The 15,041-nt window shown below is 61.6% G+C and carries 14 protein-coding genes; 4 read left to right on the forward strand and 10 right to left on the reverse strand.

The genetic code is table 11. The features are described 5' to 3' along the window. Nucleotides 1–303: Cache 3/Cache 2 fusion domain-containing protein (locus BLX41_RS23550; protein WP_185073738.1), on the reverse strand; the 303-nt coding region annotated here is incomplete at its 3' end. 192 nt (nucleotides 304–495) lie between these two features. Then, entirely contained in the window at nucleotides 496–1,416 is a 921-nt protein-coding gene (locus BLX41_RS23560; protein ID WP_123726813.1) for a LysR substrate-binding domain-containing protein, read from the reverse strand. A gap of 157 nt (nucleotides 1,417–1,573) precedes the next feature. Here BLX41_RS23560 and BLX41_RS23565 point away from each other — a divergent pair, with 157 nt between their 5' ends. Beyond that, nucleotides 1,574–2,974 carry a NorM family multidrug efflux MATE transporter gene (locus BLX41_RS23565; protein ID WP_185073740.1) on the forward strand — a complete coding sequence of 467 codons (1,401 nt, stop codon included), beginning with the start codon at nucleotides 1,574–1,576 and terminating at the stop codon, nucleotides 2,972–2,974. Between the two features lie 54 nt (nucleotides 2,975–3,028). Here BLX41_RS23565 and BLX41_RS23570 read toward each other — a convergent pair whose 3' ends face one another. Then, the gene (locus tag BLX41_RS23570; protein WP_123726815.1) at nucleotides 3,029–4,702 is read right to left on the reverse strand and encodes a putative bifunctional diguanylate cyclase/phosphodiesterase; all 1,674 of its coding nucleotides are present in this window, start codon (nucleotides 4,700–4,702) and stop codon (nucleotides 3,029–3,031) included. A 268-nt stretch (nucleotides 4,703–4,970) separates the two neighbouring features. Here BLX41_RS23570 and rep point away from each other — a divergent pair, with 268 nt between their 5' ends. Further along, nucleotides 4,971–6,980, forward strand: a complete 2,010-nt coding sequence (gene rep, locus BLX41_RS23575; RefSeq protein ID WP_123726816.1) for a DNA helicase Rep — start codon at nucleotides 4,971–4,973, stop codon at nucleotides 6,978–6,980. Nucleotides 6,981–7,035: 55 nt separating this feature from the next. Then, complete coding sequence (locus tag BLX41_RS23580) at nucleotides 7,036–7,608, forward strand: xanthine phosphoribosyltransferase (protein ID WP_123726817.1); 573 nt, start codon at nucleotides 7,036–7,038, stop codon at nucleotides 7,606–7,608. 113 nt (nucleotides 7,609–7,721) lie between these two features. Here the strand turns inward: BLX41_RS23580 and BLX41_RS23590 are convergent, their stop codons facing one another. The 6 genes from BLX41_RS23590 to dadA all read right to left on the reverse strand — a co-directional run bounded on the left by BLX41_RS23590 (nucleotide 7,722) and on the right by dadA (nucleotide 13,858). Beyond that, nucleotides 7,722–9,650 (reverse strand): acetyl-CoA hydrolase/transferase C-terminal domain-containing protein, encoded by a 1,929-nt coding sequence (locus BLX41_RS23590; protein WP_123726818.1) that lies wholly within the window; start codon nucleotides 9,648–9,650, stop codon nucleotides 7,722–7,724. A 136-nt stretch (nucleotides 9,651–9,786) separates the two neighbouring features. Continuing rightward, nucleotides 9,787–10,203 carry a c-type cytochrome gene (locus BLX41_RS23595; protein ID WP_123726819.1) on the reverse strand — a complete coding sequence of 139 codons (417 nt, stop codon included), beginning with the start codon at nucleotides 10,201–10,203 and terminating at the stop codon, nucleotides 9,787–9,789. A 182-nt stretch (nucleotides 10,204–10,385) separates the two neighbouring features. Further along, entirely contained in the window at nucleotides 10,386–10,934 is a 549-nt protein-coding gene (locus BLX41_RS23600) for a cupin domain-containing protein (RefSeq protein ID WP_123726820.1), read from the reverse strand. A gap of 132 nt (nucleotides 10,935–11,066) precedes the next feature. Beyond that, nucleotides 11,067–12,140, reverse strand: coding sequence for an alanine racemase (alr, locus tag BLX41_RS23605; protein ID WP_123726821.1), 1,074 nt, complete (start codon nucleotides 12,138–12,140; stop codon nucleotides 11,067–11,069). A 91-nt stretch (nucleotides 12,141–12,231) separates the two neighbouring features. Then, nucleotides 12,232–12,585: a RidA family protein gene (locus tag BLX41_RS23610; protein ID WP_123726822.1), complete on the reverse strand. Its 354-nt coding sequence runs from the start codon at nucleotides 12,583–12,585 to the stop codon at nucleotides 12,232–12,234. After that, nucleotides 12,557–13,858 (reverse strand): D-amino acid dehydrogenase, encoded by a 1,302-nt coding sequence (gene dadA, locus BLX41_RS23615; protein WP_123726853.1) that lies wholly within the window; start codon nucleotides 13,856–13,858, stop codon nucleotides 12,557–12,559. Before dadA ends, BLX41_RS23610 begins: the two co-directional genes overlap by 29 nt. Before the next feature lie 157 nt (nucleotides 13,859–14,015). Here dadA and BLX41_RS23620 point away from each other — a divergent pair, with 157 nt between their 5' ends. Further along, on the forward strand, nucleotides 14,016–14,504 hold the full coding sequence (locus BLX41_RS23620; RefSeq protein ID WP_011064210.1) for an Lrp/AsnC ligand binding domain-containing protein: 489 nt from the start codon (nucleotides 14,016–14,018) through the stop codon (nucleotides 14,502–14,504). A 63-nt stretch (nucleotides 14,505–14,567) separates the two neighbouring features. On the opposite strand, the gene BLX41_RS23625 is transcribed toward BLX41_RS23620, so the two are convergent. After that, nucleotides 14,568–14,921: a YkgJ family cysteine cluster protein gene (locus BLX41_RS23625; RefSeq protein WP_102862531.1), complete on the reverse strand. Its 354-nt coding sequence runs from the start codon at nucleotides 14,919–14,921 to the stop codon at nucleotides 14,568–14,570. Nucleotides 14,922–15,041 lie beyond the last annotated feature (120 nt).

The following is a 15,041-nucleotide window of genomic DNA, read 5'->3' on the forward strand; positions in this document are numbered from 1 at the left end:
GCCCGGGGTCTGAACCCCGGCCACACTCACCGGTTGCTCGGGATGCAGACTCAGGCCGCTGCTGAAGCGGTTTTCAAACAAGCCACTGAGGCGCTGGGTGCTTTCGCGCAGGCTGCTGTGAAAGGTGTTGAGCTGGTCCGCCAGCAGGCGCGCTTCGCTGGCCAGGTGCTCTTCTCGGGTGTCGAGATTCGCCGAATCCAGAGAACGCAGGGCAAACAGGGTGCTGCCGCTGATCACCAGGGCGAGTATCAGGGCAAGGGCAAGCCCTAACTGAGAGGCTATCCGGGCACGGGGTTGGGACATGATGGCTCCTGGCCGAGAAGGCGGATCATCCTGATCGAGTGGCACGCTCGGCAACAATATTTCTATGTGTTTTTAGTAATTAGGACCTTCCTGAACGCTGGTTCCATGTCCTAGGATTCGGCGGCACCGGGCAATACTTGAGCGCCTTGCAAGGATATGTGCCCAACCACGCCGGCCGGGCGCTTCAACGTTTCAGCCGAGGCGCTTTACCGGGGGCAATTGCATGGCCTCGACCTCGCCCTGGAGAAAATCGCTGAGACGACGCAAACGTTCGCCTCCCGGCCGGGTCTTGGGCCACACCAGGTAATAGTTCAAGCCACTGGCAACGGCGGTCGGCCAGGGCAGGCTCAAGCGACCTTGAGCCACATCCTCGGCCACCATCAGCAGATCCCCCATGGACACTCCGTAACCCCGAGCCGCCGCAATCATCCCCAGCTCCAGGGTGTCGAACACCTGTCCGCCCTTGAGGGAAACCTGATCCGTGAGCCCCATCTGCTCCAGCCAACTGCGCCAGTCCCGCCGGTCCGGAGTCGGGTGCAACAACTCCGTGGCCGCCAGCCGCGCCACATCCCAGGGCGGGTCTTCGAGCAGGTTCGGAGCGCCCACCGGGATCAGCAACTCCGGGAACAGGTAGCTGGCTTCCCAGTCCAGAGGAAAGTGTCCATTGCTCAGCAGTACCGCACAGTCGAAGGGCTCCTGGTTGAAGTCCACGGAGTCCACATCCATCCAGGCACTGGTGAGCTGCACTTCGTTGCCCGGCTGCAGATGGCGGAAGCGACTCAGGCGCGCCAGCAACCAGCGCATGGTCAGGGTCGATGGCGCCTTCATGCGCAGGATGTCGTCTTCGGCCCGCAGGGTATTGCAGGCCCGCTCCAGGGCACCGAAACCCTCGCGGATGCCCGGCAGCAGCAAGCGTGCCGCCTCGGTCAGTTGCACATTGCGCCCGCTGCGCTGGAACAGCCGGCAGGCGAAGTGGTCCTCCAGAGTGCGGATATGCCGGCTGACAGCACTCTGGGTAATGGACAGCTCCTCGGCCGCCCGGGTGAACGAGCTGTGCCGCGCCGCCGCTTCAAAGGCACGCAGGGCATAAAGAGGAGGAAGACGGCGGGACATGGATGCGCTCCGGCAGCGGAATGACGCAACGCTACCAGAAAGTCGTTCACATGAGTTTTTATCATGCAAGCAAGTATATTTATCCCTTTGTGCTGTGGCCCAGAAGCGCCGAGAATCAGCGCTCTCCCCGACTTTACCCTGATCGAGCCTGATGACCATGCAGCATCCAGCACGTACCGAACTCTGGGCCATCCTGCGGCTGGCGGGGCCGCTGATCGCCTCCCAGCTGGCGCACATGCTGATGGTCCTCACCGACACCCTGATGATGGCCCGCCTCAGCCCGCAAGCCCTGGCCGGCGGCGGCCTGGGCGCCGCCAGCTATTCCTTTGTCTCGATTTTCTGCATCGGCGTGATTGCCGCGGTAGGCACCCTGGTGGCGATTCGTCAGGGCGCCGGAGACATCGAGGGCGCCACGCGCCTGACCCAGGCCGGCCTGTGGCTGGCCTGGATCATGGCCCTGGTCGCTGGCCTGCTGCTGTGGAACCTCAAACCGCTGCTGTTGCTGTTCGGCCAGACCCCAAGCAACGTCCAGGCCGCCGGCCAGTTCCTGCTGATCCTGCCGTTCGCCCTGCCCGGCTACTTGAGTTTCATGGCCTTGCGCGGCTTCACCAGCGCCATCGGCCGGGCGACGCCGGTGATGGTCATCAGCCTGGCAGGGACTGTGGCCAACTTCCTGCTCAACTATGCATTGATCACCGGCATGTTCGGCCTGCCGAAGCTCGGCCTGATGGGCATCGGCCTGGTGACCGCCATCGTCGCCAACTGCATGGCACTGGCACTGGCCTGGCACATCAAGCGCCATCCGGCCTACGCCGCGTACCCATTGCGCCAGGGCCTGTCCCGGCTGAACACCCATTACCTGCGGGAACTGTGGCGCCTGGGCCTGCCCATTGGTGGCACCTATGCGGTGGAGGTCGGGTTGTTCGCATTCGCCGCGCTATGCATGGGCACCATGGGCAGCACCCAGTTGGCGGCGCATCAGATCGCCCTGCAGATTGTATCGGTGGCGTTCATGGTGCCGGCGGGCATCTCCTACGCCATCACCATGCGCATCGGCCAGCACTACGGTGCCGGACAACTGCTGGATGCAAGGTTGGCCGGACGGGTCGGCATCGCCTTCGGCGCGGTGGCGATGCTGGGGTTCGCAATGGTTTTCTGGCTGCTGCCCAACCAGTTGATCGGGCTGTTCCTCGACCACAACGACCCGGCCTTCGCCGAGGTGATTCAACTGGCGGTGAGCCTGTTGGCGGTGGCGGCCTGGTTCGAGCTGTTCGATGGCACCCAGACCATCGCCATGGGCGCGATCCGCGGCCTCAAGGATGCCAAGACCACCTTCCTGGTGGGCCTGGGCTGCTACTGGCTGATCGGTGCCCCTTCGGCGTGGCTGATGGCCTTTACCCTGGGCTGGGGACCGACCGGTGTCTGGTGGGGACTGGCCCTGGGCCTGGCTTGCGCGGCCATCAGCCTGACCCTGGCGTTCGAGTGGCGGATGCGCCGCATGATCAAGCGCGAGCCTGTGACAGCGGCGATCAACCTTAAGACCAGCAACGCGGATTGACGGGGAGCTGATCACCGCCGCCCATGGCGGGGGATCAGCACCGGTATCAGTTGCCTATAGCGTCCCTTCCTGCAACGACTGCTGGCTGCTGCCGAACGTCAGGTACTCCATCAAATCCACCAGGGGCAGCGGCTTGCTGATCAGGTAGCCCTGGGCCTGGTCGCAGCCAAAGTCCCGCAGCAAAGCCAGCTGTTCCGCGGTCTCCACGCCTTCAGCCACCACATTCAGGTTGAGGTTGTGGGCCAGGTTGATCATGGCGTGGACCAGCTTGCGGTTCTCTTCGCGCTGCTCCATGCCACCGACAAAGCTCTTGTCGACCTTGAGCAGGGTGATGGGCAGGCTGTTGAGGTGGACAAAAGAAGAGAAGCCGGTACCGAAATCGTCGAGGGAGAAACGCACTCCCAGTCGCCCGAGGGCATCCATGGTCTGTTTCACCAGGTCACTGCGGCGCATCACTGCGGTCTCGGTCAATTCGAATTCCAGCCACTGCGCCTCGACCCCGCGTTCGCTGATCAGCCGGCTCAGGGTCGACAGCAGCTGGCTGTCCTGGAACTGGCGGAACGACAGGTTCACCGCCATGTGCAACGGCGGCAGGCCGCGTTCGCGCAAGGCCTGCATGTCGCGCAGAGCCCGGGAAATCACCCAGTAGCCCAGGGGCACGATCAGCCCGCTCTGCTCGGCCAGGGGCACGAACTCGCTGGGCGGCAGCAGCCCGCGCTCGCCGTGGCGCCAACGCACCAGGGCTTCGAGGCCGACAATCTTGCCGTCATGCAGGTTCAGCCGCGGCTGGTAATGCAGCTCCAGTTCGTCACGGCGCAAGGCTCGACGCAGTTCGCTTTCCAGATCGGCGAGGCTGCGGGCGTTGCGATTGATCCGCTCGTTGAAGATATGAAAGGTGCAGCCCTGAGTGCTCTTGGCCTGCTGCATGGCGATATGTGCATGCCACATCAGTGGGTCGGCGCCGGCATTGGCCCGGGCATGGGCAATCCCCAGGCTGCAGCCGATCAGCAGGCTTTCGCCGTCGACCCAATAAGGCTCGGCCATGGCTTCGGTGATGCGCTCGGCCATCCACTCGGCCCGCTGGGGGGCGCGGCGGGTGTCGATCAGCAAGGCAAACTCGTCGCTGCCCAGGCGGGCCAGTTGGTCACCGGCCTCCAGCTGGCTCTTGAGCCGCGACACTACCTGCAGGATCAGGCGGTCACCGGCCTGGTGGCCGAGGGCGTCGTTGGCGTGGCGGAAGTTATCCAGGTCCAGGTGTCCCAGGGCCAGGCCACGACCATCGTTTTCCGCCAGCCGCGCGGCCAGCAGGGTCTGGAAGCCCTGGCGGTTGGCGATACCGGTCAGGGGGTCCTGCTCGGCCAGGCGTTGCAGGGTGTTTTCCAGCACACCGCGCTCGCGCACATGACGCAGGCAGCGGCGCAGGGCATCGGTACTCAGGCAGGAACCTACCAGCCAGTCGCTGACGCCCACCGGGGCCGCCGAGGGCTCATGGTCTAGCAATAGGATGGTGGGCAAACTGCAACGCCCGGGACCGGGCTGCAGGCGTGGAATGGTCAACAGGACCGCATTGCGATCTTCTTCGAACAAACGACTGACCGACTCCCAGGTGGGAGCACTGATCAATACCACCGAGTCTCCCAACGGAGCGACACACTCGCGCAACAACGCTGTCCACACGGGCTCTTCGGCCAGTAGCAGCAAACGCAAGGGTTCGACAGGCTTAGACAAGCTAGCTCCCTAGACTCTGCAAAATAAGTTGGCGGCGGGCATTATGGCGCGCAAATAAGCAATAACAATTGATATTGATTATCATACGCAATTTCTTGTACCGCTCTAACTCAAACATTAGACGCATATTCAGCGCGCATCCTGAGGGAAAGTATCAAAACCGGCAAATTTAGATCGCGTTGTGCGTCACAAGTCGGACAGAGGCAGCAGAATCTGTCCAGCCTGTTAAAATGCCCGCCCTTTTCGTAACCGATCCCTTTTTACCGTCATGTCCCGACTCAATCCCCGGCAGCAAGAAGCCGTGAACTATGTCGGCGGCCCTCTTTTGGTGCTCGCCGGCGCAGGCTCCGGCAAGACCAGCGTGATCACCCGCAAGATCGCGCACCTGATCCAGAATTGCGGCATCCGCGCCCAGTACATTGTCGCCATGACCTTTACCAACAAGGCCGCGCGGGAAATGAAGGAACGGGTCGGCACCCTGCTGCGCAGCGGCGAAGGTCGCGGCCTGACGGTCTCGACCTTCCACAACCTGGGCCTGAACATCATCCGCAAGGAGCATGTGCGGCTGGGCTACAAGCCGGGCTTCTCGATCTTCGACGAGACCGACGTCAAGGCCCTGATGACCGACATCATGCAGAAGGAGTATTCCGGGGACGACGGCGTCGACGAGATCAAGAACATGATCGGCTCGTGGAAGAACGACCTGATCCTGCCGGCCCAAGCCCTGGAGAATGCCCGCAATCCCAAGGAGCAGACCGCCGCCATCGTCTACACCCACTACCAGCGCACGCTCAAGGCGTTCAACGCGGTGGACTTCGACGACCTGATCCTGCTGCCGGTGAAACTGTTCGAGGAACACGCCGACATCCTGGAAAAATGGCAGAACAAGGTCCGCTACCTGTTGGTGGACGAATACCAGGACACCAACGCCAGCCAGTACCTGCTGGTGAAGATGCTGATCGGCAAGCGCAACCAGTTCACCGTGGTGGGCGACGACGACCAGTCGATCTACGCCTGGCGCGGCGCGCGCCCGGAAAACCTGATGCTGCTCAAGGACGACTACCCGTCCCTGAAAGTGGTGATGCTGGAGCAGAACTACCGCTCCACCAGCCGCATCCTGCGCTGCGCCAACGTGCTGATCTCCAACAACCCCCACGAATTCGAAAAGCAGCTGTGGAGCGAAATGGGCCACGGCGACGAGATCCGCGTGATCCGCTGCCGCAACGAAGACGCCGAGGCCGAACGGGTGGCCATGGAGATCCTTAGCCTGCACCTGCGCACCGACCGGCCCTACAGCGACTTCGCCATTCTTTACCGGGGCAACTACCAGGCCAAGCTGATCGAACTGAAGCTGCAGCACCACCAGGTGCCCTATCGTCTGTCCGGTGGTAACAGCTTCTTCGGACGCCAGGAAGTAAAGGATCTGATGGCCTACTTCCGCCTGATCGTCAACCCGGACGACGACAACGCCTTCCTCAGGGTGATCAACGTACCGCGTCGGGAAATCGGCTCCACGACCCTGGAAAAACTCGGCAACTACGCCACCGAGCGCAAGATCTCGATGTACGCCGCCACCGATGAAATCGGCCTGGGCGAGCACCTGGACAGCCGTTTCACCGACCGCCTGGCGCGCTTCAAGCGCTTCATGGATCGGGTCCGCGAGCAGTGTGCTGGAGAGGACCCGATCTCAGCGCTGCGCAGCATGGTCATGGACATCGACTACGAGAACTGGTTGCGCACCAACAGCTCCAGCGACAAGGCCGCGGACTACCGGATGGGCAACGTCTGGTTCCTGATCGAGGCCTTGAAGAACACCCTGGAAAAAGACGAAGACGGCGAAATGACCGTCGAGGACGCCATCGGCAAGCTGGTCCTGCGGGACATGCTGGAACGCCAGCAGGAAGAGGAAGACGGCGCCGAAGGTGTACAGATGATGACCTTGCATGCCTCCAAGGGCCTGGAATTTCCCTACGTGTTCATCATGGGCATGGAAGAGGAAATCCTCCCGCACCGCTCCAGTATCGAAGCCGACACCATCGAGGAAGAACGACGCCTGGCCTATGTGGGCATTACCCGTGCTCGCCAGACCCTGGCCTTCACCTTCGCGGCCAAGCGCAAGCAATACGGTGAAATCATCGACTGCGCACCGAGCCGATTCCTCGATGAACTGCCCCCGGACGATCTAGCCTGGGAAGGCAACGACGACACGCCGACCGAAGTCAAAGCCGTTCGCGGCAATAGCGCTTTGGCGGATATACGCGCGATGTTAAAGCGCTAAAATCGACTATTTTTAACTGACCTTTGGCGCAACAGGCGCTATTTGAGGAAGCTCCGTGGAAGCACTGCACAAGAAAATTCGCGAAGAAGGCATCGTGCTTTCCGATCAAGTACTGAAAGTCGACGCCTTTCTGAACCATCAGATCGATCCGCAGTTGATGAAGCTGATCGGCGACGAATTCGCCACGCTGTTCAAGGACTCGGGCATCACCAAGATCGTCACCATCGAAGCCTCGGGGATTGCCCCGGCAATCATGACCGGCCTGAACCTGGGCGTGCCGGTGATCTTCGCCCGCAAGCACCAGTCCCTGACCCTGACCGAGAACCTGCTGTCGGCCACCGTGTACTCCTTCACCAAACAGGTGGAAAGCACCGTCGCCATCTCCCCTCGGCACCTGACCAGCAGCGACCGTGTGCTGATCATCGATGACTTCCTGGCCAACGGTAAGGCGTCCCAGGCGCTGATCTCGATCATCAAGCAGGCCGGTGCCGCCGTGGCCGGCCTGGGCATCGTGATCGAAAAGTCCTTCCAGGGCGGCCGTGCCGAACTGGACTCCCAGGGCTACCGCGTGGAATCCCTGGCCCGGGTCAAATCCCTGGCTGGCGGCGTGGTCACCTTCATCGAGTAACCCCGCCTGCCAGACCTGCTCAGGAGTTGACTTGTGTAGGAGCTGGCTTGCCAGCGAAGACGCCCTTGAGAGCAATGCAAGACTTGATGGCCCATTCGCCGGCAAGCCGGCTCCTACGACAAGGTGGTTGCAGTGGCCTGCAGGCCAGCCAGCAGGAAACGCTGGTACAGGTCTTCACGCAGGCCTTCGGGCTTCTCCAGCCCCATGCGCTCAAGGTGCGCCGGAAATGCCTCAGGCTCCGGCGCATCGAGTGCCGCCTTGCCCAGCTCGAAGATCTCGCTGAGCTTGAACTTGCTCTTGAGCCAGTTCAGCGCCCGCAGCAGGTCACGCTCTTCATCGCTGAAATCACTGCCCAACGGATACTCCGTAAACAGGTGGCGGTGACGTGCCTGAATATTCTGCAAACGCTGTGGGCTGTTGTCGGTAAAACGCGGGTCCAGACGAAAATCCTTCGGCAGTTTTCCGGCTTTCTGCGCCTGCTCCATCAACCCTGGCTGAAAGCGTGAGTCGCTGATATTGAGCAGAGCCTCGATCACTTTCGCATCCGTTTTACCCCGCAGATCGGCAATACCGTACTCGGTGATCACGATGTCCCGCAGATGGCGCGGGATGGTGCAATGGCCGTACTCCCAGACGATGTTGGAACTGACCTCGCCAGCGGATTCACGCCAGCTGCGCAGGATCAGTACCGAGCGAGCATCGTGCAGAGCATGCCCCTGGGCTACGAAGTTGTACTGCCCACCAACGCCGCTCAGTACCTTCCCACCCTGCAACTGATCGGACACCGCCGCGCCCATCAGGGTCATGGTGAAGGCGCTGTTGATGAATCGTGCGTCCCGACGCTGCAGGCGCTTGAGGGCCTCGTCGCCATAGAGCTCGTTGATGTAGCTGATGGCGGTCATGTTGAACTCCGCCAGCTTGCTCTTGGGCAACTCTCGCAGCCGCTGATAGAAACTGCGCGGACCAAGGAAGAAACCACCGTGGACCGAGACCCCGCCAGCCGCGGCCGGGTCCAGGGTGCCGGCGTTGGCTCGCTGTTGCAGCTCCAGAGTCGGGTAGACCTTGCGCCGCACGATGCCGGCATCCGCCAGGACCAGCAGACCGTTGACGAACATTTCACTGCAACCGTAAAGGCCCTGGGCAAAAGGCTCGACGCCACCTTCGCGGTCAATCAGCGACTGCCATTGGTTCACCTGCAGGTCCGCCAGCAGGGCGCGATAACCGTCGTTGTCAGCCTGCCGCGCCAGCAAGGCTGCGGTCAGTGCATCACCCATGGAGCCGATGCCGATCTGCAAGGTGCCGCCGTCGCGCACCAGGGTGCTGGCATGCAAGCCGATGCAATGGTCCTGAATCCCCACCGGCATGTTCGGCGTGGAAAACAGCGTGCTGTGCTCTTCTTCGTCGATCAGCAGGTCGAGGTCCGCGGCGTCGATCTCGGCGTCCCCGGGCATATAAGGCAAGTCGCTGTGGACCTGGCCGAGAATCAGGATGGTCTCCCCGGCGGTACGGCGCTTGGCGATTATCGGCAGCATGTCGAGGGTGATATCCGGGTTGCAGCTCAGGCTCAGGCGGCCGGGGTGTTGCGGATCGCGGGCCAGCAGTTGTGCCACCAGGTTCAGGCCGGCGGCGTTGATGTCCCGGGCGGCATGGCTGTAGTTGCTGCTGACGTAGTCCTGCTGCGCTGCGGCGCTGTGCAAAAGGCTGCCGGGCTGCATGAAGAACTGCTCGACGTGGATGTTCGCCGGCAGGCTGTCGCGGTGCAGGTCGGCGAGAAAATCCAGTTCCGGATAGTCGCCGAACACCCGTTCCACGAAGGGTTCGAGAAAGCGCTTCTGCAAGCCGTCGCCCAGGGACGGACGGCCCAGGCTCAGGGCGGTGTAGATCGTCAGTTGGCGTTCGGGCAATTGGGCAATGCGGCGATACAGGGCGTTGGCAAAACGGTTGGGTTTGCCCAGGCCCAGGGGCATGCCCATGTGAATGTGTTGCGGCAAACGGGCGAGCACTTCATCTACCGCATGCTCGATAGAACAGGATTGCAGCATCTGACCCTCCGGGGACCATCCATGAATTGAGGTTGGACCGAGCTTGCCGGGAGTTTGCTGCGTTGAACAGTGCACAGGCTGAATTACGCCCACAAAAAAGCCGCTCGTAAGCGGCTTTTTCGCTGAAGATGGCGACTTATTTCAGGCCGGACATCTTCTGGATAGCACCTTTGAGCTCGTCATCGGAGCAATCCATGCAAGTGCCTTTAGGCGGCATGGCGTTGATACCGGTGATGGCCTTGGCCAGGATGCCGTCGAGGCCGCCCTGGTGATCGGCACGTTCTTTCCAGGCTGCGGTATCACCGATTTTCGGTGCGCCCAACAGGCCGGTGCCGTGGCAAGCATTGCAGTGCTTGGCGATCACGTCATCCGGGGATTTCGCCCCACCGCCGCCACCTGCAGAAGCAGCGACTTCCATACCCTTGCATTCCTGCCCCTGGACGCAGACTTGGCCAACAGGCTCAAGACGCTTGGCAATGTCATCATTAGTCGCAGCTTGAGCGCTGACTGCCCAAAGGGCCAATACGGTTGCTGGTGCGGCCAGCATTTTCATAATTAGGTTCACGCGTACACCCTCAATGGTGGCTAGTCACGCCTGCGGCCACGGTTTCGCAGGCGGGCGAAAGTATAACGGTTAGCCCGCCACACTGAAACAACCCCAAAGTCGAAGGGGTCTTAATCGCGGCGAAATGTCGCTGGGGGCCTCTCTGCAAGCCTTGCAGGATGCCTCTTGGTCTAGAAGTTCGCCGGAGTGGCTGCGCTGATTAGTCGCGCCGGAGCATCGAACGGATTACGAAAACGGTGCGGTTTCGTACTCTCAAAGTAGTAGCTGTCACCGGCTTCGAGGACAAATGTTTCCAGCCCTACCACCAGCTCCAGGCGACCCTCGAGGAGAATCCCGGTCTCTTCGCCATCATGGGTGAGCATCTCTTCGCCGGTGTCGGCGCCCGGCGGATAGATCTCGTTGAGAAAGGCAATGGCGCGACTCGGATGGGCACGGCCCACCAGCTTCATGGTGACTGCACCATCGGAAATATCGATCAGTTCGTGGGCCTTGTAGACGATCTGAGAAGGCGTTTCCTGGAGAACTTCCTCAGAAAAGAACTCGACCATGGACATGGGAATGCCGCCCAGCACCTTTCGCAACGAGCTGATCGAGGGGCTGACACTGTTCTTTTCGATCATTGAAATGGTGCTATTGGTGACGCCCGCGCGCTTGGCGAGTTCACGCTGGGAAAGACCTTTCAGTTTACGGATGGATTGCAGTCGTTCACCGACGTCCAATGCGGCAGCCTCCTAGGCGGGAATCAGGCGTTGTTGTAATTGAGCGTTATCATGGCGACAGCGTTCAGTATTTACAACACTTGGCCCCGATTCCCCCGAGGGCAGGCGACTTTCGGTACAACCCGCGCAATCTCAGTCTTCGCAGTACACCAGCGGCACCCGACGCAGGTTGCAGAACAGCTGATAAGGGATGGTATCGGCAGCCAGGGCGACCTCGCTGGCGAGGATGTTCTTGCCCCACAATTCCACGGTGGAGCCCAGCCCGGCCTGAGGCACATCCGTCAGGTCGACACACAGCATGTCCATGGACACCCGGCCCAGCAGGCGGCTGCGCTGGCCGTCCACCAACACCGGAGTACCGGTCGGCGCGTGGCGTGGATAGCCATCGGCATAACCCATGGCGACCACGCCAATGCGCATCGGTTTGTCGGTGATGAACTTGGCGCCATAGCCGACCGGCTCGCCGGCGGGCAGCTCACGCACACAGATCACCTTGGATTCCAGGGTCATGACCGGCTGCAGCCGCTCTGCCACGGAGTTGTTTTCTTCGAACGGCGTGGAACCGTAGAGCATGATGCCCGGGCGAACCCAGTCACTCGGTACGCTGGGCCAGCCCAATACCGCGGGCGAATTGCGCAGGCTGATTTCTGCTCCGAGGCCCTGGCGAGCCGCTTCGAATACCGCGACCTGCTCGCTGCTGCGTGGGCAGTCCAGCTCATCGGCGCGGGCAAAGTGGCTCATCAGCACGATCTTCTCGACCTTGCCGCTGGCCTGCAGGCGCTGATACGCCGCCTGATAATCCTTGGGATGCAGGCCGACCCGGTGCATGCCCGAGTCCAGCTTGAGCCAGACCGTCAGTGGCTTGGCCACGGCCGCCTGCTCGATGGCTTCGAGTTGCCACAGCGAATGCACCACGCACCAGAAATCATGCTCGACGATCAGCGCCAGTTCGGAGGCTTCGAAAAAGCCTTCCAGCAGCAGCACCGGCGCACGAATGCCCGCGGCGCGCAGCTCCAGGGCTTCCTCGATACAGGCCACGGCAAAGCCATCGGCCTCGCTCTCCAGCGCCTGGGCGCAGCGCACCGCGCCATGACCGTAGGCATCGGCCTTGATCACCGCGAGAGCACGAACACCCGAAACTTCACGGGCCAGTTGGTAGTTGTGACGCAGGGCTTGGAGATCGATCAGGGCACGGGCAGGGCGCATGGCGGCAGACTTCTAGGCGGTCATGGGGAATAAAAAACCGGTGCTGGATAACGGCGAGCCGCCACCGGCACCGGGAGAGGGATCTTGTCGCTTAAGGCAGAGCGGCCACTACGGACAGCTCAACCAGGATTTCCGGTTCGCAGAGCTTGGCTTCCACAGTAGCCCGGGCCGGCGCCACGCCTTTTGGCAGCCACTGGTCCCAGACACTGTTCATGCCAGCGAAGTGGGCATCGATGTCCTTCAGGTAGATGGTCACCGACAGCAGCTTGCTTTTGTCGGTACCGGCCAGATCCAGCAGACGCTCGATGTTGGCCAGGGTCTCCCGAGTCTGCTGTTCAATCCCGGCCTGCAGGTCGTCACCGACTTGCCCGGACAGATACACCGTACCGCTGTGAACGACGATCTGACTCATGCGCTCATTGGTGAGCTGGCGCTGGATTGACATGTTTAGCTGACTCCTGAGGGTTGCCGTAACGGGAAATATCGAGGCCTTCGGCGCTGATCTGCGGTTTTTTCTTGGCCATCAGATCCGCCAGTAAACGACCGGAACCACAGGCCATGGTCCAACCGAGGGTGCCATGACCGGTGTTCAAGAACAGATTGCGGAACGGCGTGGCACCAACGATTGGCGTGCCATCCGGGGTGGTAGGACGCAGCCCGGTCCAGAAACTGGCCTGGGACAGATCGCCGCCCTGAGGATAGAGATCGTTGACGATCATCTCCAGCGTTTCACGCCGGCGCGGGTTCAGCGAGAGGTCAAAACCGGCTATTTCAGCCATGCCGCCGACCCGGATACGGTTATCGAAACGGGTGATCGCAACCTTGTAGGTCTCGTCGAGGATGGTCGAAGTCGGAGCCATGGCCGGGTTGGTGATCGGCACGGTCAGGGAGTAGCCCTTGAGCGGGTAGACCGGGGCCTTGATGCCCAACGGCTTGAGCAGTTGCGGCGAATAGCTGCCCAGGGCCAGCACGTAGCGGTCGGCGGTTTCCAGCTTGCCGTCGATCCACACGCCATTGATCCGGTCGCCGGCGAAGTCGAGGCGCTGGATGTCCTGGCCAAAACGGAACTCCACTCCCAGCTTGATGGCCATTTCGGCCAGGCGAGTGGTGAAGATCTGGCAGTCGCCGGTCTGGTCATTCGGCAGGCGCAGGGCACCGGCGAGGATGTCGGTGACGTTGGCCAGAGCCGGTTCGACCCGGGCGATGCCCTCGCGATCCAGCAGCTCGAACGGCACGCCGGATTCCTTGAGCACGGCGATGTCTTTCGCCGCGCCGTCCAGTTGCGCCTGGGTACGGAACAGCTGGGTGGTGCCCAGGCTGCGGCCCTCGTAGGCGATACCGGTTTCCGCCCGCAGTTCGTCGAGGCAGTCACGGCTGTATTCGGACAGGCGCACCATGCGTTCTTTGTTCACCGCGTAACGGCTGGCGGTGCAGTTGCGCAGCATCTGCGCCATCCACAGGTACTGGTCGATATCGGCGGTGGCCTTGATTGCCAGCGGTGCGTGGCGCTGCAGCAGCCATTTGATGGCCTTGAGCGGCACGCCCGGAGCAGCCCAGGGCGAGGCATAGCCAGGGGATACCTGACCGGCGTTGGCGAAGCTGGTTTCCATGGCTGCGGCCGGTTGGCGGTCCACCACGGTCACATCAAACCCGGCCCGAGCCAGGTAATAGGCACTGGTGGTTCCGATAACGCCACTGCCCAAGACCAGAACGCGCATTTTCATATCCCTCATCGCGGCTTGACCGCTGACGTTTGTTATTCAGAGCAAAGATGGGCGCAGTGTAAGAAACATTGAGCAGTGATTTTCACTATATAACCGCCTATATTTGGCGAGAATTCTCGGCCATATCGCTTTTCACGGAGGGGCATCCCCTATGCGCACCAATCATCAGACCCGTCGTGCCCTGGACAAGATAGATCGCAATATCCTGCGGATACTGCAGGCCGATGGGCGTATTTCCTTCACCGAGCTGGGGGAACGGGTCGGCCTCTCCACCACCCCCTGCACCGAGCGCGTGCGCCGCCTGGAACGCGAAGGAATCATCATGGGCTACAACGCCCGGCTCAATCCGCAGCATTTGAAGGGCAGCCTGCTGGTGTTCGTCGAAATCAGCCTGGACTACAAGTCAGGCGATACCTTCGAGGAGTTCCGTCGCGCGGTGCTCAAGCTGCCGCACGTGCTGGAGTGCCATCTGGTGTCCGGCGACTTCGACTATCTGGTCAAGGCGCGGATCTCGGAGATGGCGTCCTACCGCAAGCTGTTGGGGGACATCCTGCTCAAGCTGCCCCATGTACGGGAATCCAAGAGCTACATCGTGATGGAGGAAGTGAAGGAGAGCCTGAGCCTGCCGATTCCGGATTGAAATGAGGGGCGCCGGTTCCGGGACGCTTTCGCCGGCAAGCCGGCTCCTACAAGGTGTGGCGGGCTAGACCAGGACCTGACGATTGCTGGCCATGTAGTCGTGGATCTGCTTCTCGACCCGGGGGTGGATCATCTCCACCGGACGCCGGCCGTTGGGGCACGGCAGGCTCGGCGTGGTGCCGAACAGGCGACAGATCAGCGGGCGCTCGTCATACACTGTGCAGCCATTGGGGCCCAGGTGCACACAGTTGAGTTCATCCATGGCGGCGTCCTGTTCGGCAGCAGTCTTGCGCGGCAGGCGGGACATTTCCTCAGGCGAAGTGGTCACTGGCCCACAGCAATCGTGGCAGCCAGGAACGCACTCGAAGGAGGGAATCTGCTGACGCAGGCTGCGGACTATTTGACGGTTACAGCTCATGAAAAGGCTACCGGGACATGAATAGCCGTGAATTCTGCCTCAAATGCCCCGCCGCAGACAGGACCAGGCGTCCTGCGGTTGCCGCAAACGAAAGCCGCGGCTTATGCTCCGGCAATTTTT

The organism is Pseudomonas protegens (assembly GCF_003732485.1).
Taxonomy (GTDB): Bacteria; Pseudomonadota; Gammaproteobacteria; order Pseudomonadales; family Pseudomonadaceae; genus Aquipseudomonas; species Aquipseudomonas protegens_B.